The sequence below is a fragment of the Lysinibacillus sp. 2017 genome, assembly GCF_003073375.1.
In the GTDB taxonomy this organism is placed as follows: domain Bacteria; phylum Bacillota; class Bacilli; order Bacillales_A; family Planococcaceae; genus Solibacillus.
Window position 1 is genome coordinate 512,639 of the sequence record NZ_CP029002.1, and the last position, 23,223, is coordinate 535,861.

27 protein-coding genes are annotated in these 23,223 nt (G+C 38.3%); 26 read left to right on the forward strand and 1 reads right to left on the reverse strand.

Annotated features, from left to right (window positions below; genetic code table 11):
• The 26 genes from DCE79_RS02350 (at position 1) to DCE79_RS02475 (ending at position 22,538) form a co-directional block, all read left to right on the forward strand.
• Positions 1-555: a TIGR01440 family protein gene (locus tag DCE79_RS02350; RefSeq protein WP_108714403.1), complete on the forward strand. Its 555-nt coding sequence runs from the start codon at positions 1-3 to the stop codon at positions 553-555.
• Between the two features lie 76 nt (positions 556-631).
• Positions 632-1,873: a serine hydroxymethyltransferase gene (gene glyA, locus DCE79_RS02355; RefSeq protein ID WP_108711526.1), complete on the forward strand. Its 1,242-nt coding sequence runs from the start codon at positions 632-634 to the stop codon at positions 1,871-1,873.
• Between the two features lie 182 nt (positions 1,874-2,055).
• On the forward strand, positions 2,056-3,867 hold the full coding sequence (locus DCE79_RS02360) for a putative bifunctional diguanylate cyclase/phosphodiesterase (RefSeq protein ID WP_108711527.1): 1,812 nt from the start codon (positions 2,056-2,058) through the stop codon (positions 3,865-3,867).
• Between the two features lie 156 nt (positions 3,868-4,023).
• The gene (gene upp / locus DCE79_RS02365) at positions 4,024-4,653 is read left to right on the forward strand and encodes a uracil phosphoribosyltransferase (protein ID WP_108711528.1); all 630 of its coding nucleotides are present in this window, start codon (positions 4,024-4,026) and stop codon (positions 4,651-4,653) included.
• A gap of 75 nt (positions 4,654-4,728) precedes the next feature.
• A complete protein-coding gene (gene wecB / locus DCE79_RS02370) occupies positions 4,729-5,844 on the forward strand; it encodes a non-hydrolyzing UDP-N-acetylglucosamine 2-epimerase (RefSeq protein WP_108711529.1) in 1,116 nt (371 codons plus the stop codon).
• 615 nt (positions 5,845-6,459) lie between these two features.
• Positions 6,460-6,831 (forward strand): ATP synthase subunit I, encoded by a 372-nt coding sequence (locus DCE79_RS02375; RefSeq protein ID WP_108711530.1) that lies wholly within the window; start codon positions 6,460-6,462, stop codon positions 6,829-6,831.
• Between the two features lie 30 nt (positions 6,832-6,861).
• Positions 6,862-7,587, forward strand: coding sequence for a F0F1 ATP synthase subunit A (atpB, locus tag DCE79_RS02380; RefSeq protein ID WP_108711531.1), 726 nt, complete (start codon positions 6,862-6,864; stop codon positions 7,585-7,587).
• Positions 7,588-7,664: 77 nt separating this feature from the next.
• Positions 7,665-7,889, forward strand: coding sequence for a F0F1 ATP synthase subunit C (gene atpE / locus DCE79_RS02385; protein WP_108711532.1), 225 nt, complete (start codon positions 7,665-7,667; stop codon positions 7,887-7,889).
• A 173-nt stretch (positions 7,890-8,062) separates the two neighbouring features.
• Positions 8,063-8,584: a F0F1 ATP synthase subunit B gene (atpF, locus tag DCE79_RS02390; protein WP_108711533.1), complete on the forward strand. Its 522-nt coding sequence runs from the start codon at positions 8,063-8,065 to the stop codon at positions 8,582-8,584.
• Positions 8,581-9,117, forward strand: a complete 537-nt coding sequence (locus DCE79_RS02395) for a F0F1 ATP synthase subunit delta (protein ID WP_108711534.1) — start codon at positions 8,581-8,583, stop codon at positions 9,115-9,117. Before atpF ends, DCE79_RS02395 begins: the two co-directional genes overlap by 4 nt.
• A gap of 29 nt (positions 9,118-9,146) precedes the next feature.
• Entirely contained in the window at positions 9,147-10,655 is a 1,509-nt protein-coding gene (gene atpA, locus DCE79_RS02400) for a F0F1 ATP synthase subunit alpha (protein ID WP_108711535.1), read from the forward strand.
• A gap of 102 nt (positions 10,656-10,757) precedes the next feature.
• Positions 10,758-11,615: an ATP synthase F1 subunit gamma gene (atpG, locus tag DCE79_RS02405; protein WP_108711536.1), complete on the forward strand. Its 858-nt coding sequence runs from the start codon at positions 10,758-10,760 to the stop codon at positions 11,613-11,615.
• Between the two features lie 52 nt (positions 11,616-11,667).
• Positions 11,668-13,083: a F0F1 ATP synthase subunit beta gene (gene atpD / locus DCE79_RS02410; protein ID WP_108711537.1), complete on the forward strand. Its 1,416-nt coding sequence runs from the start codon at positions 11,668-11,670 to the stop codon at positions 13,081-13,083.
• Between the two features lie 23 nt (positions 13,084-13,106).
• A complete protein-coding gene (locus tag DCE79_RS02415; RefSeq protein WP_108711538.1) occupies positions 13,107-13,514 on the forward strand; it encodes a F0F1 ATP synthase subunit epsilon in 408 nt (135 codons plus the stop codon).
• Positions 13,515-13,581: 67 nt separating this feature from the next.
• The gene (locus tag DCE79_RS02420) at positions 13,582-13,824 is read left to right on the forward strand and encodes a DUF1146 family protein (protein ID WP_108711539.1); all 243 of its coding nucleotides are present in this window, start codon (positions 13,582-13,584) and stop codon (positions 13,822-13,824) included.
• A 361-nt stretch (positions 13,825-14,185) separates the two neighbouring features.
• Positions 14,186-15,487 carry a UDP-N-acetylglucosamine 1-carboxyvinyltransferase gene (gene murA, locus DCE79_RS02425; protein ID WP_108711540.1) on the forward strand — a complete coding sequence of 434 codons (1,302 nt, stop codon included), beginning with the start codon at positions 14,186-14,188 and terminating at the stop codon, positions 15,485-15,487.
• 153 nt (positions 15,488-15,640) lie between these two features.
• Positions 15,641-16,498: a stage II sporulation protein D gene (gene spoIID / locus DCE79_RS02430; protein WP_159083036.1), complete on the forward strand. Its 858-nt coding sequence runs from the start codon at positions 15,641-15,643 to the stop codon at positions 16,496-16,498.
• 52 nt (positions 16,499-16,550) lie between these two features.
• Positions 16,551-17,198: a M23 family metallopeptidase gene (locus DCE79_RS02435; RefSeq protein WP_108711542.1), complete on the forward strand. Its 648-nt coding sequence runs from the start codon at positions 16,551-16,553 to the stop codon at positions 17,196-17,198.
• Between the two features lie 95 nt (positions 17,199-17,293).
• Positions 17,294-17,569, forward strand: coding sequence for a sporulation transcriptional regulator SpoIIID (locus DCE79_RS02440; RefSeq protein WP_108711543.1), 276 nt, complete (start codon positions 17,294-17,296; stop codon positions 17,567-17,569).
• Positions 17,570-17,754: 185 nt separating this feature from the next.
• A complete protein-coding gene (locus tag DCE79_RS02445; RefSeq protein WP_108711544.1) occupies positions 17,755-18,750 on the forward strand; it encodes a rod shape-determining protein in 996 nt (331 codons plus the stop codon).
• A gap of 97 nt (positions 18,751-18,847) precedes the next feature.
• Positions 18,848-19,690: a flagellar hook-basal body protein gene (locus DCE79_RS02450; protein WP_108711545.1), complete on the forward strand. Its 843-nt coding sequence runs from the start codon at positions 18,848-18,850 to the stop codon at positions 19,688-19,690.
• 79 nt (positions 19,691-19,769) lie between these two features.
• A complete protein-coding gene (locus DCE79_RS02455; RefSeq protein WP_108711546.1) occupies positions 19,770-20,609 on the forward strand; it encodes a flagellar hook-basal body protein in 840 nt (279 codons plus the stop codon).
• Between the two features lie 28 nt (positions 20,610-20,637).
• Entirely contained in the window at positions 20,638-20,928 is a 291-nt protein-coding gene (locus tag DCE79_RS02460; protein ID WP_108711547.1) for a DNA-directed RNA polymerase subunit beta, read from the forward strand.
• A 93-nt stretch (positions 20,929-21,021) separates the two neighbouring features.
• Positions 21,022-21,459 (forward strand): 3-hydroxyacyl-ACP dehydratase FabZ, encoded by a 438-nt coding sequence (fabZ, locus tag DCE79_RS02465; protein WP_108711548.1) that lies wholly within the window; start codon positions 21,022-21,024, stop codon positions 21,457-21,459.
• Positions 21,460-21,563: 104 nt separating this feature from the next.
• The gene (locus tag DCE79_RS02470) at positions 21,564-21,947 is read left to right on the forward strand and encodes a hypothetical protein (RefSeq protein WP_108711549.1); all 384 of its coding nucleotides are present in this window, start codon (positions 21,564-21,566) and stop codon (positions 21,945-21,947) included.
• 189 nt (positions 21,948-22,136) lie between these two features.
• On the forward strand, positions 22,137-22,538 hold the full coding sequence (locus DCE79_RS02475) for a hypothetical protein (RefSeq protein ID WP_234417314.1): 402 nt from the start codon (positions 22,137-22,139) through the stop codon (positions 22,536-22,538).
• A gap of 67 nt (positions 22,539-22,605) precedes the next feature.
• On the opposite strand, the gene DCE79_RS02480 is transcribed toward DCE79_RS02475, so the two are convergent.
• On the reverse strand, positions 22,606-23,064 hold the full coding sequence (locus DCE79_RS02480) for a YwpF family protein (protein WP_108711550.1): 459 nt from the start codon (positions 23,062-23,064) through the stop codon (positions 22,606-22,608).
• Positions 23,065-23,223: the final 159 nt, after the last annotated feature.

Genomic DNA, 23,223 nt, shown 5'->3' on the forward strand with positions numbered 1-23,223 from the left:
ATGACAAACTTACACGATTTGCAAAAGAGTTTAGCGAAAGCTTTACAAGAATTTGAGCAACAAGTGAAGTTTAATGAAAATCAGTTATTTGTAGTTGGCTGTTCTACTTCTGAAGTCATTGGTGAAAGAATTGGAACTGCTGGAGCACTCGATGTTGCGCAAGCTCTTTATGAGGAATTCTCGAAATTTGCGCAAAAACATAAGCTTTATTTAGTTTTTCAAGGCTGCGAGCATATCAATCGAGCATTAACGCTTGAAGAGGATGCCGCCAATCTATACCATTTAGAACCCGTCTCCGTTGTGCCAGTACGTACAGCTGGAGGTTCTATGTCCGCGTATGCCTATACACAGATGAAGTCACCTGTAGTTGTTGAAACAATTCAAGCACATGCAGGAATCGATATTGGACAAACATTAATCGGTATGCAGTTAAAAGCTGTAGCCGTCCCAATTCGAACATCTGTAAAACAAATAGGAAACGCAGTGATTACATTAGCTACAACACGTCCAAAACTAATTGGTGGCGAACGTGCGCAATATAAAGTAAACCTTTAAAGGCACACTTAATTAATCATTTTGAATTGGAAACTCCGAAAATTTTTCGGAACAATATTTAGGGGGATAATATAAAATGGCATTTGAAAAAGCAGGACAAGACAAAGCAATCTTAGACGCAATTCTTTTAGAGAAAAAGCGTCAAAATACAAACATCGAGTTGATCGCATCAGAGAACTTCGTATCAGAAGCGGTTATGGAAGCTCAAGGTTCTTACCTTACAAATAAATATGCAGAAGGTTACCCAGGTAAACGTTACTACGGTGGCTGTGAATTCGTTGACATAGTAGAAGATATCGCTCGTGACCGTGCAAAAGAATTATTCGGTGCCGCGTATGCAAACGTACAACCTCACTCGGGTGCACAAGCAAATATGGCGGTTTACCATACCATCTTACAACCAGGTGACACTGTCTTAGGGATGAACTTATCTCATGGTGGTCACTTAACACATGGTTCACCAGTTAACTTCTCTGGTATTCTTTACAACTTCGTAGAGTACGGTGTAACAGAAGACACAAATGTCATCGATTATGAAGATGTACGCCAAAAAGCATTAGAATCTAAACCAAAATTAATCGTTGCGGGTGCTTCAGCTTATCCGCGTGCAATTGATTTTAAAAAATTCCGTGAAATTGCGGATGAAGTGGGCGCTTACTTCATGGTAGACATGGCCCACATCGCAGGTTTAGTAGCTGCTGGTGAGCATATGAACCCAGTACCATACGCTGATTTCGTTACAACAACAACACACAAAACATTACGTGGCCCACGTGGTGGTATGATTTTAGCTCGTGATGCAAAATGGGAAAAAGAATTAAACAAATCAGTATTCCCAGGAATTCAAGGCGGTCCATTAATGCATGTCATCGCTGCGAAGGCAGTGGCGTTCGGTGAAGCATTACAACCAGAATTCAAAGACTACGCAAAACAAATTAAATTAAACGCAGCAGCATTAGCGGATTCATTAATCAAAGAAGGCGTTGAAATCGTTTCAGGTGGTACAGATAATCACCTATTACTATTAAACGTAAAATCTTTAGGGTTAACGGGTAAAGTGGCTGAGCATGTGTTAGATGAAGTAGCGATTACAACAAATAAAAACACAATTCCTTACGATACAGCATCACCATTCGTCACTTCAGGTGTTCGTGTAGGTACAGCAGCGATTACGACTCGCGGATTTAATGAAGAGGATGCAATCGAAGTAGGTAAAATCATTGCATTAGTTCTTAAAAATCCAGAAGATGCAGCAACAAAAGTTGAAGCACGTAAACGCGTAGATGCATTAACTGCAAAATATCCTTTATATGCATAATCAATGAATTAAAGCCTTTTTATCTATTTAAGGTAGATAAAAGGGCTTTTTTTGTTTCTATGAGGACGAATTAACGAAATATTCAAATGTGCCATATTGTATTACTACTGTCAATTAGATTATGATAATTATAACTGTAAATGATAGATACTATTGTAATAATTTGTGGGGGAGGTAAATAGGTGAAAGAATTAACATCGTATATATCAGAAGAGAAAATGATCCGATTATTAGATTTTACAAATGAGTTAATTATTCACGAAGGGTCTTTTAGTAGTAAATTAAAAAATTTATGTATAGAACTAGATGCGATACATCAAACACATACAACTTTTACGGTCGTATACGAAAAAGAAATTCAACATTTACCTTCTCTACGATTTAATGAGGAATTTCAAATACAAGAAGATAGACAATTATATAAGTTGTTGTTACAAGATCCAATCCCAATTGGGTGGCAAGATTTAGAACATTTAGCGCTACATCGGGATACACATTATTATGTGACAAATCAGGGATTTAACGCGCATTATTACATACCGGTATATACAAAGAAAAATAATCCAATTGGTTATTTTATTTGTTATTATGACCAACATAAAGACGAACATATGAATATCGCACAGTTTACTGATAAAATAACAAAGATTGTTCAGCTCATCCATAAGATGCAACGTTATCAAACTCAAATTGCACAGCTCACATTAGTTGATGCACATACGAATTTACCAAGTTATAAGCAGTTTTTGAGAATTATTAAACAACACAAGGCAAAAAATAAAACAGGTGTTATTAAAATTGTTGAACCTGGGGAATTTTCAAAAGTGGTAGAGCTTTTTGGCCGTCCAGCGGGGGATGTCATGTTGAAAGAGCTTGGTAAGAGGCTGAAACACTTATCAGCTAGTGAAAATAGTGAAGTGGCGCGATTTACGAGTTCTTCGCTCATCATGTTTACTCCAATAGATTTTCATACGATAGAAAAAACAAGAAATGCACCGATTACGGATGCGGCAAACAGCCCCTTCATTATTGCCGGGCAACAAATTTATACGACATTAAAAATAGGGATTGCCCCATTTGAACAAGGTCATACTGAATATGATGCCATACGCTTTGCCGAAAGTGCTTTAACTGATTCTAAATTGGTTCCTGGTACGCAAATAAATTATTATATAGAACAATCTAATCGAAACGTAAAGCGTGAATTATTGTTATTGAATCATTTAAAACAAGCGATACAACAAAAACAAATTACAGCACACTTTCAACCGAAATTTGAAGTGCGAAGAGAGCGTATTGCGAGTATGGAGGCTTTAGCTCGCTGGATTTCACCGGAGCTCGGCTTTATTTCACCGGGGGAGTTTATTCCTATGGCTGAAAGTTCGGGGTTAATCCGTGAAATCGAGCTACAAATTATCGAACAAGTACTGCAGTGGCAACAGCAGCGTCAATATGATGGGAAACGCATTGTTCCGATTGCGATTAATATATCACCAGAACATTTTTATCATCCGTTGTTTATCCCAAAATTAAAAAGCTTAATAGGACAATACTATGCGGACCCTCACTTTCTAATTATTGAAATTACCGAATCGATGAGTTTGTTTGATTTTGAACGGGCGAAAATCATTTTAACAAAGCTTCGATTGCTTGGAATATCAACAAGTGTAGATGATTTTGGAATCGGTTATTCGTCGCTTAGCTATTTACAAAAGTTTTCATTTGACGAATTAAAAATAGACCAAAGTTTTTCGCGGAAAATTGATGAGCTCGCAACGCAAACAATCGTCAAATCGATTATCCAAATTGCGCATATGCTCGACATGACCGTTATTGCAGAAGGGGTCGAAACATTAGAGCAGTCGACTATTTTAAAAGAACTAGAATGTGATGTCATACAGGGCTTTTATTATTCACGACCACTATCGATCGAGGATGCTTCAAAGTTGTTAGACGAACAAATACATTCTAAAAAAATCCAGTTTAACCATTAATGGTATTAGAAAAAACGAACATTTTGAAAACATCATAACGATGGTTTTCGCATACGCTCTTTTCTGTTATACTAATTTAGATAAAGTGAAACTTCAATCAGGGTGGAAGCCCATACTGATTGTTAGCCTTCACCACAACAGTTAGGAGATGTCACAGTGAGCAAAGTATACGTATTTGACCACCCATTAATTCAACATAAGTTAACTTATATTCGAGATAAAGAAACAGGTACAAAAGAATTTCGTGAATTAGTTGACGAAGTGGCAACATTAATGGCATTTGAAATTACTCGTGATTTACCATTAGAAGAAATTGAAGTGGAAACACCAGTAACAAAAGCAAAGGCAAAAGTTTTATCAGGTAAGAAAATTGCAATCGTTCCAATCTTACGTGCTGGTATCGGCATGGTAGATGGCGTATTAAAATTAATTCCTGCTGCTAAAGTAGGTCACATCGGTCTTTACCGTGATCCAGAAACTTTAAAACCAGTAGAATATTATGCAAAACTTCCTGCTGATGTGGAAGAACGTGACTTCATCATTGTTGACCCAATGCTTGCAACAGGCGGTTCAGCAATTGAAGCGATCAACTCACTGAAAAAACGCGGCGCGAAAAGCATTAAATTCATGTGCTTAATTGCAGCTCCAGAAGGTGTAGCTGAAATTCAACGCTTACACCCAGATGTAGATATTTACATTGCATCTCTAGATGAAAAATTAAATGACCACGGCTATATCGTACCTGGCTTAGGTGACGCTGGAGACCGTTTATTCGGAACAAAATAATATTATTTAAAACGTCCGTACAAGTTTGTTGCGGGCGTTTTTCATAGTAAAAGACTAAATGGAAGGAACTTTAACATGACGAAAAAATTTAAAGTAATGACGATTTTTGGTACACGCCCTGAAGCGATTAAAATGGCGCCACTTGTATTAGAACTACAAAAGCATCCGGAGCAAATTGAATCCATCGTGACTGTAACTGCACAACACCGTCAAATGCTTGATCAAGTGTTAGAAACATTCAAAATCACACCAGATTATGACCTTAATATTATGAAGGATCGCCAAACATTAGTCGATGTAGCAACGAATGCCTTAACTGGTTTAGACCGTGTTATGAAAGAAGCGAAGCCAGACATCGTATTAGTACACGGTGACACAGCGACAACTTTTGTTGGAAGCTTAGCTGCTTTTTACAATCAAATTGCAATTGGACATGTAGAGGCAGGGTTACGTACAGGCCAAAAATATTCACCATATCCAGAAGAAATGAACCGTCAATTAACAGGTGTGATGGCAGATTTACACTTCGCACCAACAGAACAATCACGTCAAAATTTATTGAAAGAAAATAAAGTAGACGAAGCAATTTTTGTAACAGGAAATACTGCAATCGATGCATTAAAAACAACAGTTAGTGAACACTACTCACATCCAGTACTTTCAAAAATGGGAACAGATCGCATGATTCTATTAACAGCGCACCGTCGTGAAAACTTAGGTGATCCAATGCGCAATATGTTCCACGCGATTATGCGTTTACTGGCTGAACATGATGACATTCAAGTAGTGTATCCTGTGCATATGAACCCAGCTGTACGTGAAGTAGCCAACGAAGTACTAGGTGACAACCCACGCGTACATTTAATCGAACCATTGGAAGTATTTGATTTCCATAACTTTGCAGCACGTTCGTTCATGATTTTAACGGATTCTGGTGGTGTGCAAGAAGAAGCGCCGTCACTTGGTAAACCGGTATTAGTACTGCGTGACACAACAGAACGTCCTGAAGGAATTGCAGCAGGAACATTAAAACTTGCTGGAACAAATGAAGAAGTCATTTATACAATGGCGAAAGAATTATTAACAAATAAAGAAGCATATGATGCGATGGCACATGCATCGAATCCATATGGTGATGGGTTTGCCTCACAACGAATTGTTGAATCATTGTTAAAATTTTTGAATAAGTAATAAAAATTTCTTCAACAGAAAATTCAGACATCAAATTTGATAGAAATTATTCTCTTTTTTTCTTTTCTACAGCTAAAATTGCTATCAATGCATAAAAATTTTTTTCTAAACGCTTCCATTAATATAGAAAACGAAAAAGGTGTGCAAAATAGCTAATTTATACGTATACGAAAAAAATAGAGTTTATATTATGTATATCTATACATAAATTTGTCAACAATTTGACAAGGAATTACACTGTGTTAAGTTTTTCACCATTACCAATTGACATCAAAAACCCCCTATTGTATGCTTACAAAGGGTAAGAATGATAGGGGTTTCGTCTGGTCAAATGACGTTGAAACACTTGTTATATCAAGTTTCTACTAGATTGGCAGTTGAAATTCAGCTCGTCAATTTGCAACGTTTTATGCGTCTGGATTAAAGTCCGTGGGAATTTAGAGTCATTTAGAGGTATGGAATGAATGATAACTATGGAAAAAATTGTAGTTAAAATTATTTAGTACTTGTAACGGCCTCTAATTTTTTGTAGTGCATTTATTACTATTTAAATTCACTTAATGGTCGATGAACGCTTTCTTTACTCGAAAAAATGTTTCAGGAGATTAAATGCCAATGCTAGATTTGCATCACATTTTTGCAATGCAGAAGAAAGCGTTATTTTTTTTGCTTGCTGTTTGTGCGTTAGGCTGGGGATTTTCACCATATGAATCCGTATTTGCTGGTATTGCCCTGGGTGCGTTCTTTGGTACGTATAACTTTTGGATATTGGTTCGACGTATGGAGAAATTTGACCGCTCCATAAGTGAGGGGAAAAAAGTAGCATCTATAGGTACGGTACTACGTTTTGGATCAGGTGTTGCCGCAGTCGCAATCGCAATATCGTTGCCACAATATTTTCACTTAATAAGCACGGTCATTGGACTAATGATTCCGTACATCTTTTTAGTAGTAGAAAGAATCGTACATCATTCTAAAAGCCATTAGTGTGCATTTGAAAGAGAGGTGAATGAAGAAATGGATCATACAGCTCCAGAGTTTGATTTGAATTTAGGCTTTATGGTGCTAACATTCAACGGAGGTACATTGTTAACTCTTACTGTATCCGCTATCATCGTATTTTTAATCGCGTTTATTGCTACGCGTAAATTAGCATTAAAGCCGACTGGTATGCAAAACTTTATGGAATGGATTATGGATTTCGTGAAGGGAATTATTAAGAGCAACATGGACTGGAAAACTGGTGGACGCTTCCACGTTTTAGGTATCACATTAATCATGTTCATTGCAGTTTCGAACTTACTTGGGTTACCATTAGGTGGTATCGTTGTGAACGGTGACTTATGGTGGAAATCACCAACAGCCGATCCAGTTGTTACAATGACATTAGCAACATTAGTTCTAGTATTAACTCAGTATTACGGTGTGAAAATGCAAGGTACTGGCGGATATACGAAAACATTCTTTAAACCAATGTCATTCATGTTCCCATTAAAGATTATCGAAGAGTTTGCCAACACGTTAACTCTTGGTCTACGTCTTTACGGTAACATTTATGCCGGTGAGATTTTATTAGGCTTACTTGGCGGTTTAGCCGGAGCAAGTATTTTTGGCTTCGTAGGTGCGATCATTCCAATGATGGCATGGCAAGGGTTCTCGATTTTCATCGGGTTTATCCAAGCTTTCATTTTCACTATGTTAACGATGGTTTATATGGCTCACAAAGTGAGTGCAGACCATTAATTATAAAATTCCACATTCATCGTAATGAGGCAATTTGAAACAAAAAAAAATTACAAATCCAAGGAGGATATTATCAAATGGTAGGTTCAGTAGGTTTATTAGCAGCAGCAATCGCAATCGGTTTAGCAGCACTAGGTGCAGGTATTGGTAACGGTTTAATCGTTTCTAAAACAGTAGAAGGTATCGCTCGTCAACCAGAAGCACGTGGCGTTTTACAAACTACAATGTTCATCGGGGTTGCATTAGTAGAAGCATTACCGATCATCGCAGTAGTAGTAGCATTCATCGTAATGAACAAATAATCTGTAAAAGATTATTCTTAGTGGCGGAGTAGACTTCTTAATAAAAGCCTTCGCCATTCCTTTTGTATTAACAAGGGTTTCTCCCTTTTATTACGACTTTTCAACTTGAAATTAAAGTAATACACATTATAGATTCATTAGATCTCAAAGTTCTTGAAGGGAGTGAAACAATCGTGTTTTTAGATTATCTTGTACTTGGTTCAGGTGCTGAAAAGCTTAACGGTGGTGATATCATTGCAACTTTATTTATCTTCTTAGTTTTAATGGTACTTCTTAAAAAGTTCGCTTGGGGTCCATTAATGGGCATCATGCGTGAACGTGAAGAATTAGTAGCAACTGGTATCGATGCAGCTGAAAAAGCAAAAAAAGAAACACAAGCACTATTAGAAGAACAAAAAAGTCTTCTAAAAGAAGCTCGCACGGAAGCACAATCGATTATCGAAGGTGCTAAAAAGCAAGGCGAAGCATCTCGCGAGGAAATCGTTTCTGTTGCCCGCGCTGAAGCAAACCGCTTAAAAGAGTCTGCTGTTCGTGATATCGAAGCAGAAAAAGAAAAAGCAATTATGGCTGTTCGTGAAGAAGTCGTTTCATTATCAGTACTTGCTGCGTCTAAAGTTCTTGGGAAAGAAATTTCTGAAGCAGACAATAGCGCATTAATTAAAGAAACGATTGCGAAGGCAGGCGAAGCGAAATGAGTCAAACGACTGTAGCTAATCGCTATGCACAAGCAATTTTCGAATTAGCTTTAAAACAAAATGTTCTTACTGAAGTAGGTGCAGATTTCCAAGAGCTTAAAAAAGTATTAGCTTCAAACGATGAGTTTATGGCATTACTAAACGCTCCAAAAATCTCTGCTGACCGTAAGAAAGAGCTTGTAGCGCAACTTTTAACTGGTGCACAACCGATTTTAATAAATGCGGTTCAATTCTTAATTGAAAAGAAACGTTTAAACGAATTATCGGCTGTAGTTGAACAGTTCCAAGCATTAGCAGCAGCTTCTCAAGGTTCTGCAGATGCAAAAGTATACTCTACGCGTGAATTAACTGCTGAAGAGCGTGCAGAAATTTCTGCTGCTTTCAGTAAATTAGTTGGCAAAAAGCAACTTAACATTACAAACATTATCGATGCGTCATTAATTGGTGGCGTACGCGTTCAAATCGGCAACTACATCTTCGACAGCACTGTAGCTTCTAAGCTAGAGGACTTAAAACGAGTATTAGTTGGCTAAATCTTAAGAAATGTGAGAGGTGAACATACATGGGCATCAAAGCTGAAGAAATCAGCAGTCTGATTAAACAGCAGATTGAAGGTTATCAATCGGAATTACAAGTAAGCGAAGTAGGTACAGTTATCACTGTTGGTGACGGTATCGCTCGTGCTCATGGCCTCGACAACGCCATGGCTGGAGAGCTTTTAGAGTTCTCAAACGGTGTTATGGGTATGGCACAAAACCTAGAATCAGGTAACGTTGGTATCGTAATTTTAGGAGACTACCTAGGCATCAAAGAAGGCGATGAAGTTCGTCGTACAGGTCGTATTATGGAAGTACCAGTTGGTGAAGAACTAATTGGTCGTGTTGTAAACCCACTTGGTATGCCAGTGGATGGATTAGGTCCAATCAACACAACAAAAACTCGTCCAATCGAAAGCCCAGCTTTCGGTGTAATGGCTCGTAAATCAGTACATGAACCATTACAAACTGGTATCAAAGCGATTGACGCTTTAGTACCAATCGGTCGTGGTCAACGTGAGTTAATCATCGGTGACCGTCAAGTTGGTAAAACATCGGTAGCTATCGATGCAATTTTAAACCAACAAGGCGAAAACATGATCTGTATCTATGTTGCTATCGGTCAAAAAGAATCAACTGTACGTGGTGTAGTTGAAACTTTACGTAAACATGGCGCATTAGAATACACAATCGTTGTGACTGCATCTGCATCACAACCAGCTCCATTATTATACCTAGCTCCATTTGCAGGTATCTCAATGGCAGAAGAATTCATGTTACAAGGTAAGCACGTTTTAATCGTGTATGATGACTTATCTAAACAAGCATCAGCTTACCGTGAACTTTCATTACTATTAAAACGTCCTCCAGGTCGTGAAGCATACCCTGGTGATGTATTCTACTTACACAGCCGTCTACTTGAGCGTGCTGCGAAGTTAAATGAAACTTATAACTGTGGTTCTATCACAGCTTTACCATTCGTTGAAACTCAAGCTGGCGATATCGCTGCTTACATTCCAACAAACGTAATTTCGATTACAGATGGTCAAATCTTCTTACAATCTGACTTATTCAACTCTGGTGTACGTCCAGCAATCAACGCTGGTTTATCAGTATCACGTGTAGGTGGTTCTGCTCAAATCAAAGCAATGAAAAAAGTAGCTGGTACATTACGTCTTGACTTAGCAGCATTCCGTGAGTTAGAGTCATTCGCTCAATTTGGATCTGACTTAGACGCAATCACACTTGCTAAATTAGAGCGTGGTAAACGTACAGTTGAAGTTTTAAAACAAGACTTAAACAAACCACTTAAAGTTGAAAAACAAGTAGCAATCCTTTATGCATTAACTAAAGGTCACTTAGATGATATTCCAGTACAAGATATCGTTCGTTTTGAAGGTGAATTCTTAAGTTGGTTAGATACAAACCACACAAACGTTTTAGATCACGTTCGTACAACAAAAGAACTTGCTCCAGATGCAGAGTATGTAGAAGCTCTTAAAGAGTTCAAAAAATCTTTCGCTAAATCTGAGTAAGAATTGATTGGCTTTTCATGCACGTTTATAAAACGGCGCGTGAAAAGCTGAACAACTCTTTTTTTTAGAACTTGATAAAAATCAAAAGGTGGTGAAATACCAGTGGTAAATTTACGCGAAATTAAAGGTCGTATTAACTCTACAAAGTCAACAAAACAAATTACGAAAGCAATGCAGATGGTTTCTTCTTCAAAGTTACGTCGTGCAGAGCAAAACGCTAAGTCTTACGTTCCTTACATGGAAAAGATTCAAGAAGTAGTAGGCTCAATCGCTTCAGGTACAAAAGACAGTGGGCATCCAATGCTAACTTCTCGTCCTGTTAAGAAAACAGCTTACTTAGTAATTGGTTCTGACCGTGGTTTAGCAGGTGCTTATAACTCAAGCATTCTACGTGAGGTTCAAGCAACAATCAACGCTCGTCATAACTCAAAAGACGAATACGTGATTTTAGCTGTTGGTCGTATGGTTCGTGATTACTTTGTAAAACGTGATCATAATGTTATCGCAGATGTAGTTGCTCTACCAGACCAACCATCATTTGCTGATATTAAAGAAATCGCTCGTAATGCTGTTGGTATGTTCATTGATGGTACGTATGATGAACTTCATATGTATTACAATCACTTCGTATCTGCAATCGCAAACGAAGTGACTGTGAAAAAGGTTCTTCCTTTAACTGATATTACACCTACATCAAGCAATGCTTCTTATGAATTCGAGCCATCTGGCGAAGCAATTTTAGAAGTATTACTTCCACAATATGCGGAAAGCTTAATTTACGGCGCTATATTAGACGGAAAAGCAAGTGAACATTCAGCGCGTATGACAGCAATGAAAAACGCTACAGACAATGCGAACGACCTTATTGCAGATCTTTCTCTACAATATAACCGTGCACGTCAAGCGGCGATTACACAAGAAATTACAGAAATCGTTGGCGGAGCTGCAGCTTTAGAATAGGTGCAAGCTCTGTCCGACGTCGTATAAGAATACGATAGGAGGGTACTCAGTAATGAACAAAGGACAAGTTCTTCAAGTAATGGGTCCAGTAGTAGACGTTAAGTTTGCTAATGGTCAATTACCTGCAATTTATAACGCTTTAACAGTTACAATTGAACGTCCAAATGAAGCTCCAACTACTTTAGCTTTAGAAGTAGCGCTACATTTAGGTGACGATTCTGTTCGTACGATTGCTATGTCATCTACTGATGGTTTACAACGTGGAGCAGAAGTAACAAACTCAGGAGCACCAATCTCAGTACCAGTTGGTAAAGCTACACTAGGTCGCGTATTTAACGTACTTGGTGAAGTTATCGACTTAGGTGAAGAAATTCCAGCTGATGTTACTCGTAATTCAATTCACCGTGAAGCACCAACATTCGATCAATTATCAACTTCTGTAGAAATCCTTGAAACAGGTATCAAAGTTGTAGACTTATTAGCTCCTTACATTAAAGGTGGTAAAATCGGTCTATTCGGTGGTGCCGGTGTAGGTAAAACAGTATTAATCCAAGAATTAATCAATAACATCGCACAAGAACACGCTGGTATCTCAGTATTCGCTGGTGTAGGTGAACGTACTCGTGAGGGTAATGACCTATTCTTCGAAATGACTGATTCAGGCGTAATCAAACAAACAGCGATGGTATTCGGTCAAATGAACGAACCACCAGGCGCACGTATGCGTGTAGCTTTAACTGGTTTAACAATGGCAGAATACTTCCGTGATGAAGATGGTGCTGACGTACTATTATTCATCGACAACATCTTCCGTTTCACTCAAGCAGGTTCTGAGGTTTCTGCCCTTTTAGGTCGTATGCCATCAGCAGTAGGTTACCAACCAACACTTGCTACAGAAATGGGTCGTTTACAAGAACGTATTACATCTACAACAAAAGGTTCTGTAACTTCTATTCAAGCGATTTACGTACCAGCCGATGACTATACTGACCCGGCTCCGGCTACAACTTTCGCCCACTTAGATGCAACAACTAACCTTGAGCGTAAACTTTCTGAAATGGGTATCTATCCAGCGGTAGATCCATTAGCTTCGACTTCTCGTGCATTATCACCTGAAATCGTTGGTAAAGAACACTATGCAATTGCAACAACTGTGCAACGTACAATCCAACGTTACCGTGAATTACAAGATATCATTGCTATCTTAGGTATGGATGAATTATCTGATGAAGATAAACAAACAGTTGAACGTGCTCGTCGTATCCAGTTCTTCTTATCTCAAAACTTCCACGTAGCGGAACAATTCACTGGTCAAAAAGGTTCTTATGTACCTGTTAAAGAAACTATTCGTTCATTCAAGGAAATCCTTGAAGGCAAATGGGATCACTTACCAGAAGATGCTTTCCGTTTAGTTGGTTCTATTGATGAAGTAGTAGCGAAAGCTAAAGATATGGGCGTACAAGTTTAATTAGCTGACGAGGAGGAAAACATATGAAGACAGTTACAGTCAATATTGTCACTCCCGACGGCCCAGTATACGATTCAGAGGTAACGATGGTTATCGCTAAAACAACTTCAGGTGAAATTGGTGTCTTAGCTGGCCATATTCCTATGGTTGCTCCACTTGCTATTGGTGCAGTGAAGCTTAAAAAAGCAGATGGTACTACTGAAGTTGCAGCAATTAGCGGTGGTTTCATTGAAGTACGTCCTGATAAAATTTCGATTTTAGCTCCTTCTTCTGAAGTTGCTTCTTCAATCGATGTTGCACGTGCTAAAGAAGCTTTAGTTCGTGCTGAAGGTCGCCTTCAAAAGAAACAAGATGACGTCGATTTCCAACGTGCTGAACTAGCGTTAAAACGTGCGTTGAATCGTATCAACGTTCAAGAGGGTAATATCTAAGTTTCATCTTAAGCGGGCAGAGCAATCTGCTCGCTTTTTTAAATAGAAAAAGAAAGGAAGAAGTTTAATGGATCTTTTTGTTCAAGCAGGTCAACAAGCAATTACAAATGTATTAGCTTATATTATTTTTATAGGTATTTCATTCTATGCGCTACAAGGTCTTCGGATCGAGCAGTTATTTAAAAAGGGGAGAACCTTTCAAATCCAGTTGTTCTTTGTTTTAATAAGTATCGTTATTGGTTCAGCTGTGGCTGATTTCTTTATTAACTTCCTAACTTGGTCTCAAACGATTCCCTACATCTTTAACTAGATAGGAAAATATACAAATTATTTATTTTTTGTAGGGGGAGAACAAAGTCTTGTTTATCGCTACAAGAAATGAAAATTTCCTAGGAAATTATATACGTTTACAGTTTTTCCTAATGTGGGTAGTTATTTAGGAATGACACTTTTTGAGGATTTTTGTTTATTCACATTAAATACTTGTGCTGCGTAATATAAAATTATAGCAATTCCAACAAATTTAGCTTAAAATAATGTTTTTGGTGCTTGTATTAAAGCTCTAGACGATGTAACATGGTCTTTGTGTGTGAAAATCGAAGTCAAATGAAATTTAAAATAAATTGAACTAATTAATTAGGATAGATGAATCGAATTCGGAGGGACGAATTGTGGAGAGAATTATTGTTACTGGGGGCCAAAAGCTTAAAGGTACTGTACGTGTTGAAGGTGCCAAAAATGCTGTGTTACCTATTTTAGCTGCATCTCTATTAGCTTCAAAAGATAAAAATATTATTAAAGATGTGCCCAATTTAGCAGATGTAAAAACAATTAGTGAAGTATTGAAAAGCTTAAATGCAATTATTGAATATAATGTCGAAAAAAATGAAATGATCATTGATACGTCAATGGAACTTTCAAGTGAAGCTCAATTTGAGTTCGTAAGTAAAATGCGTGCGTCAATTTTAGTTATGGGTTCATTGTTAGCACGAAATGGTTTTGCTCGTGTTGCTTTACCAGGTGGTTGTGCAATTGGTTCACGTCCAATTGAATTACACTTAAAAGGTTTTGAAGCTATGGGTGCAGAAATCTCATTTGGTCATGGTTATGTTGAAGCAAAAGTAAAAGAAGAGCTTAAAGGCGCTGAAATTTACTTAGATTTCCCAAGTGTGGGCGCAACAGAAAATATTATGACAGCAGCCGCTCTTGCAAAAGGTACGACAGTTATTGAAAACGCAGCAAAAGAACCTGAAATTGTGGATTTAGCAAACTTCATCAATGCAATGGGTGGCCGAGTAATCGGTGCTGGTACAGATACGATTCGTATTGAAGGTGTAAAAGAGTTAAAAGGTTGCGAACATTATATTATTCCAGACCGTATTGAAGCAGGTACATTTATGGTAGCTGCAGCAATTACACGTGGGGATGTATTCATCGAAAATGCAGTACCTGAACATATGACGGCATTAATCGCTAAAATGCGTGAAATGGGCGTTGAAGTGATTGAAGAAGGCGAAGGCGTTCGTGTGCGTGCAAACGACCCATTAAAAGCGGTGGATATTAAAACGATGCCACACCCTGGTTTCCCGACAGATATGCAATCTCAAATGATGGCGTTAATGTTAACAGCAGAAGGCACAAGTATCATCACAGAAACAGTATTTGAAAATCGTTTTATGCATGTTGAAGAATTCCGTCGTATGAATGCCGATGCAAAAATCGAAGGACGTTCTGTTTTCATTGAAGGCCGTAAAGCGTTACAAGGGGCAGAAGTATCTGCAACGGACTTACGCGCAGCAGCAGCACTTATTCTTACTGGTTTAGTATCAAATGGAATAACGCGTGTAACGAAACTTCATCACTTAGATCGTGGCTATGTCGATTTCCATAAAAAATTAGCTTCTCTCGGTGCAACGATTGAACGTATTGATTCAGAAAAAACAGTAGTTCAAGAAAGTACTGTTACAGCTTAATAGATTTGTCTACTAGCATCCGAGAAGAGTTTATCTTTTCGGATGTTTTTTTGTTTTCTAGAATTTTTTTGAATTGCTATCATACAATGTGCTATGAAAAAAATTCTATTATGCATTGTTTGTATCCTCTTATTTTTGCTGCCACTCTATTTTGTGAAAAAAGGGAAAACAGAGAAAACAGAACCACAGGTACTTAAAGAAAGTTGTACATTATTAATAACGGTAAACGGACAACAAATTAAGTTAGATGACTATTTAATAGGGGTCCTTGCAGGGGAAATGCCTGTAAGTTTTCATGAGGAAGCATTAAAAGCACAGGCGATTGCTGCAAGGACGTATGCGTTAAAACAGACGGAATATGGTACGAAAGAAATTAAAGCGACGACTGCACATCAAGTGTTTCAAACGACGGAAGAACGTCAACAAAAATGGCAAACCGCTTTTAAAACAAATGAAGGTAAATTAGCACAAGCCGTTCAAGAATCTGCAAATCTCGTAGTAACGTATAACGATCAACTTATTACAGCAATGTTTCATTCCGCTTCACAAACGATGACAGAATCTGCTGAAAATTATAGCGGAAATGGCATTCCTTATCTTCAAACTGTCTCCTCACCAGAAGCGCAGCCAAAGCAACCCACACTCTTTTCATTTCAACAATTAAACAACCTTTTAAAGCAATCTTTCAAAGCAAATAGTTATAAAAAAATAGAGTTACTGCGAAATAGTACAGGTAGAGTTGCTAAGGTACGTTTAAACGGGAAAACGTGGACTGGTAGAGAATTTCGAGAGCTACTCAGTTTGCGTTCAACAAATTTTGACTGGCAATGGTCAGCAAATGGTGTGACGATTACAACCTATGGCTATGGACATGGGGTAGGTATGAGTCAGCACGGTGCGAATACGATGGGGCAAAGTGGTCAAACAGCCGAGCAAATTTTAGCGCATTATTATCCAGGAACCGTACTGGAAGAGGTAGATTTTTGTGAGCGACAAGAAATTTCTGACTAACGATGTTTATTTTCACTAAAAAGGGTACAGACTTCCTTTTGAGGTGATGAAGATGAGAGAAGATAAACAAAGTCCTTCTCAAAAACCATTTATGCAAAGACCATGGTTTTGGCCGGTCATTTATAGCAGTATGGTTGTCATGATTGTAGCTGTTATTTTTAGTTTCAATGAATTGTACAAGAACCAGCAAGAAGAAAGTGTATTAGAACAAGCACCTGTGCAAGAGCAAAATTTAATATCAACATCGACAAAGCAAGAATCGTTAAAGTATCCATTCAAAGAGGAATATTTAAGCGAAGTGACGCTGTTACAAAATTTCTATGACGTGAGTGCGGATGAAGCGACACGCGAAAACTCATTACTTGTTTTCAATCAAGTGTTTACGACGTCTACAGGTGTTACCATCGCGATGAATAGCGAGCCCTTTGAAGTAGTAGCCGCCATGAGTGGAACCGTTTCTAAAGTGAAAATGGATGTTTTCACGGGGAATACAATTACGATTGACCACCCGAATGGCATGCAAACGCGTTACAGCTCTGTTGCAGATGTCCTTATTAAAGAAGGGGATCAAGTATCACAAGGCGAGCAAATTGCCACATCACAGGAAAATGAATCGAATCCATCAGCAGGCGTTCATTTACACTTTGAATTACTTGACCAAGGAGTCCTTGTGAATCCAGCGAAATATTTATCATTCTAACGACTCTTCATTTCATTCGAATAAAAGGAGCGCTTCAATCATAAGGTGAAGCATAACAAGAAGCTCTTTTTATATCGGGTAGAGAGGGAGAGAACGTGCACGAACATATTCGGCAGCGCTGCGTTCGATTGGGAGAACAGTTGATTGAGACCGGAGAAACGGTGCGTGCACTTGCTGTTAGAACTGGATTTTCAAAAAGTACCGTACACAAAGACTTAACAGAACGCTTAAAACAAGTAAATGAACCACTCGCAAATCAAGTTCAGCAAGTGTTAGCGTACAATAAATCAATTCGTCATTTACGAGGAGGGGAAGCCACTCGTAAAAAATGGATGACCAAGCAATTTCAAAAAAAGCATTTAGATGTCTAATCTTAGCATCTGAATGCTTTTTCGACTAAATGCACAAAAAATTGCTCTGATTAGAAAACGATGATAAAGGAAAATCCTTTCCATAAATATAGATGTAATTAACTATCCTTTATGATAAAATAAATTAGATTAAGATAGACTAGGATACGTATACATGTTGGAATCGGTGGAAGGAGAATATAAACATGTTTTCGAAAGATATTGGAATTGACTTAGGTACTGCAAACGTGCTCATTCATGTAAAGGGTAAAGGCATTGTTTTAAATGAGCCATCTGTTGTGGCAATTGATAAAAAGTCAGGAAGAGTGCTTGCTGTAGGTGAAGAGGCACGTCAAATGGTGGGACGTACACCAGGAAATATCGTTGCAATTCGTCCATTAAAAGATGGTGTAATTGCCGACTTTGAAGTGACTGAGGCGATGCTAAAGCATTTCATTAATAAATTAGATGTCAAAGGCTTTTTATCAAAGCCACGTATATTAATTTGCTGTCCAACAAATATTACAAGCGTGGAGCAAAAGGCGATTCGTGAAGCGGCTGAAAAATCAGGCGGCAAAAAAGTGTATTTAGAAGAAGAACCAAAAGTAGCGGCAATCGGGGCTGGGATGGACATTTTCCAACCGAGCGGCAACATGGTTGTAGATATTGGTGGCGGTACAACAGACGTAGCGGTTTTATCAATGGGTGATATCGTAACAAGTGAATCGATTAAAGTCGCAGGGGACGTATTCGACAATGACATCTTGCAATACATAAAAAAAGAATACAAGCTATTAATCGGTGAGCGTACTTCTGAAAATATTAAAATAACAATCGGTACGGTATTCCCAGGTGGACGTAAAGAATCAATGGAGATTCGTGGTCGTGATATGGTGACTGGCTTGCCACGCACAATCGAAATTCACTCTGAGGAAATTGAACTGGCTTTACGAGAATCCGTTAGCATGATTGTAGAAGCGGCGAAAACAGTATTAGAAAAAACACCACCAGAATTATCAGCGGACATTATTGATCGCGGGGTTATTATTACAGGTGGCGGTGCGCTATTACACGGTATGGACCAGTTATTAATTGAAGAGCTAAAAGTACCGGTATTCATCGCAGAAAATCCGATGGACTGTGTCGCTATTGGAACAGGGATTATGTTAGATAATATCGATCGCGCTGTGAGTATGAAGTAGTTTGTGTTTATCTCGCAATATCACTTTAGTAACTTTCTAACATTTAAGTCATTTCTACCGATATTATATAAATATAAAGTAATTCGAGGTGAAGCAAATGTTTAAAGGATTTTATACGGTTGCTACAGGAATGGTCGCTCAGCAACGTAAAACTGAAATTTTAACAAATAACATGGCAAATGCCAATACACCAGGCTTTAAATCAGATCAAACAACAATTCGTTCATTTCCAGATATGTTAATGTCAGCGGTAAATTCAACAACAATCCCAACTGAAAATGGCTTTGCACTGAAGAAGTTATCACCAGTCGGCGCGTTAAATGCAGGTGTCTATTTACAAGAAACGATGCCAGATCAAACGCAAGGGACAATTTACTCAACAGGCTTAACAACAGACGTGGCATTAATTAATAATTCAATGCCAACAGATGCAACATCAGGCAATGCAGGCACGACTTTCTTCCGTTTACAAAATGAAAACGGTACAGAAAGCTATACACGAAACGGGAACTTTACAATGGATGGACAAGGCAACTTAGTCAATTCACAAGGTCTCTATGTATTAGGTGCGAACGGGGAACGTCTACAACTTAACAACGACAACATTCGCATTAGTTCAGAAGGTGCGATTTTTGATGAAAATAATGTACAAGTTGGTTCATTAGGCGTTGCGTTCTCTACAAACCCAGATGTACTTGTAAAGCAAGACAACGGACTTTACAACACAATTGATGGCGCTGCATTACCAAGCGCTTATGGACAAGCAGGCGTTCAATTTTCGATGCAACAGCAATACTTAGAAGGCTCTAACGTTGATGCTTCAAAAGCAATGACAGAACTTTTAACAGCTTACCGTGCATTTGAAGCAAATCAAAAAGTGTTACAAACATATGATAAGAGCATGGACAAAGCAGTTAACGAAATTGGCCGAGTTAACTAATTAATTTTGCTCCCTATTAAGCAGGGGCATAATTAGTTAGTTTTCATCTTCTTACACCAGATAATAAGGAGGTACGCGCATGCTACGTACAATGATTACGGCGACGAATACGCTGTCGGAAGTTCAAAAGCAATTAGACAATATTAGTACGAATATCGCAAACAGCAATACTCACGGGTATAAAGCACAACAAGCAAATTTTAATGAAATGCTGTATCAACAGTTCAACAACGATAAATACGATAAAACTGTCCGTCAAACACCAGTCGGTATTCGCTATGGCGTGGGTGCACAGATTGGTCAAATTCAATCGAATCAAGCACAAGGCTCTATTCAAATGACAGAACGTGATTTAGACTTTGCGTTAACGACAAAAAATCAGTATTTCAATGTATTAATGACGGATGAATCTGGCCAAACAAAGACAGCCTATACGCGTAACGGTGCTTTCTACGTAACGCCAACAGAGCCAGGGATCGTTTCACTTGTGAATAGTGACGGCTATCCAGTAGCAGATGCAAACGGTCAAGCCATTACATTCCCAGACAATGTAAAAGAGTTTACGATGAATTCAGATGGTACATTAGTTGCTAATTATCCAAATGGTCAACAACAAAACTTCCAATTAGGGATTACATCATTGCAAAAGCCGCAAGTAATGGAAAGTCTTAATGGTGGTACATATATTGGGTTACCACAAAACCTTGACGAATTAGGCTACACAGAGGCAGAAATTTTAACGAATTTACAAGGGGCAAATCGTCAAGTGGGTATCCAAAAAGGCGCTCTAGAAATGTCAAATGTTGATTTATCACAAGAAATGACAAACTTAATTCAAGCACAGCGTTCTTATCAATTTAACGCACGCGCGGTTACAATTGCTGACCAAATGCTTGGATTAATCAACGGCATTCGCTAACAGGCTTTTTGATAAGGGAGAAAAGTTTATGACAAATGAGTTTGAACGAGCTGTACCAGAAACACCAGCTAAAAAAACGAGACGTAGATTAAGGGACCCCAAGGACTCTGAACCTAAAACGGATCAGCCAATTCGCTGGGTTCAGCTCCGTATCATTCCCATTTGGCTCCGTGTTATTCTCGTTATTATTTTATGGATTGTTATCGCAGCAGTGGGATTAACAATAGGCTATAGTTCTCTCGGAGATGGACAAGCTAAAGACGCACTAAAATGGGGCACTTGGCAGCATCTACTAGATATTATGAACGGCAAAAAGTAAAAGCGTCTTTTTTCAAGGCGCTTTTTACGCACTTAGTATAGTAAATTAAACGAGTACATACGGATCAAACAGTTGTAACAAAGGGGGAGTTTTATGTTAAACGCTGAACAAATTCAAGGGATTTTACCACATCGTTATCCATTTCTATTAGTCGATCGAATTTTAGAACTAGATGAAGGAAAGCGAGCGGTTGGTTTAAAAAATGTTTCGATTAACGAGCCGTTTTTCAATGGACATTTTCCAGGATATCCAGTGATGCCAGGTGTTTTAATTGTGGAAGCACTTGCACAAGTTGGTGGGGTAGCCTTACTGAAGGCACCAGAATATAAAGGGCGTCTCGTATTTTTAACGGGCATTGATAATTGCCGATTTAAACGTCAAGTTGTACCAGGGGATCAATTGACGCTAGAAGTAGAATTTTTGAAACTGCGCGGTCAAATGGGTAAAGGGCGCGGCACGGCAACTGTGGATGGCGAGTTAGTATGTAGTTGTGAAATTCTATTTGCGGTCGGTCCAGAACAGCCAAAATGACGGAATTTGCAATTAAGTGTTAAAGATTATAAAATATAAAGGTTGAATAGAATCAAGAAACAATGAGCGAAGTTTGGCTTTAAACGTAGGAGGTTTTAAAATAGATGTATAAGCAACTGTCTTCAGGCGTAAAAATTAGTATTACACGATCAATCTCAACATCGTTTGAAGCGTATTTAGCGAGCATTGGTTGGAATGAAGATAAATTTTCAATGGAAGACTTTATGGCATTCTGGCAAAATTATTTTAAAGATAATGCTGCTTGGATCGATAAAGTACCACAAGAGATTTTATTGAGCACAGAATTTCATGAAGAAATTGCAAAAAAAATTGATGAAGTAATTGCAAAAATTTTAAATGAAGAACCAACAGAAAAACAGGTTAAAGAAATTGCGCAATTACAAAAACAACTTGGCACAGACTACAACTTTGATTGCAAAGCAGAAGCAGCTTATGTAGAGCAGCTTTTAAAAGATAAATTAAAATAGCAAAATTTTTAGTGGATAGAAATCATTGGTTTTTAATGAAATCCACATGAAAGAAAGGCATTATTTCGCACTTTTTTGGTGCAAATATGTTTTTCTAAATCAGGATAGATCCTTCCTTTCTCGGGCAATCTATGTACGATCACTTAGGTGGTTGAACATATTTCACAAAAGAAAAGGAGGGATTTTTTTATGTGGAAATCAGTGCTTTTCGTAACAAGTATGTCTCTGATGTTTTTAGCTGGGTGTAATAACGATGATGATAACGCCAACAACGACAATACACCGATGGGAGACGTAGAAAACGGGGTCAAAGATGCCGCGGACAATACACGAGATGCCATTGACGATACAGTGGATACCGTTGATCCAAATGGAACAAATGGAACAAATGGGACAAATGGTACAAATGGGACAAATGGTATGAATAATGGCGAAATACCAAGTCAGCCCGGTACAGTAAATGACGGGACTGTAGATAATGGGGTGAACACGCCAAATGGTACAAGTGGTCAGAACGGTGAAAACGGCGTCACTTCACCTGGCACACCAAGCAGCAACCAGGACGGCATCATTGACGACAATGATCGTTAGACAATGATAATGTAGACAATCATTAAAAAAGAACTCAGCTGAGTAGCACTACTCAGCTGAGTTTTTATTATTTCGTTATTTGGTGATTTTCTAATTTTTCATTGCGTTGCTCGAGCGTTGGACGTTCACGCATCCCTTGTTCGAAAGCCTCGAGCAGTTCGTCGTTACGTAAGCCTTTTTCGAGTAGCTGTGAAAGTAATTGCTCAGCATACTTTTTGCGCTGAGCCATTAAGCGACCTTTTAATAGCACCGAAATATTGCCATCGACGTCTGTAATCGAATGGGCGACGACCGAAAAAGGCGCGGGCTCATTGTCTGGTAATGAAATAACGGCCCGGGCATCGACCACTTCACCAGAGACAATCAGTTTATTGAAGAAATCGCGGTATTGTACGGATATATAAAGTTCTAAAATCCACATTTTATGGCTATTTTCTTGGTTAATGATGATGCCATCGATTAGAGGGAAATTCTGTATTTTCCCTTCGTAAAACAAGTCAAAAGAAAGCATTTTAAAGGTTTTCAACGTAACTTGGCCCCCAATTCATCAATTGTAAGTGATTTTAGTATACCATATAAAAATAGCGAAATCGGTAATATTGCAGCTGATTTTAGTGAGTAAGTAAGAATAACTTTCTGAGAAAATTCACATGAGACACAGCCTTTACGTCCATCATCTGTCCGC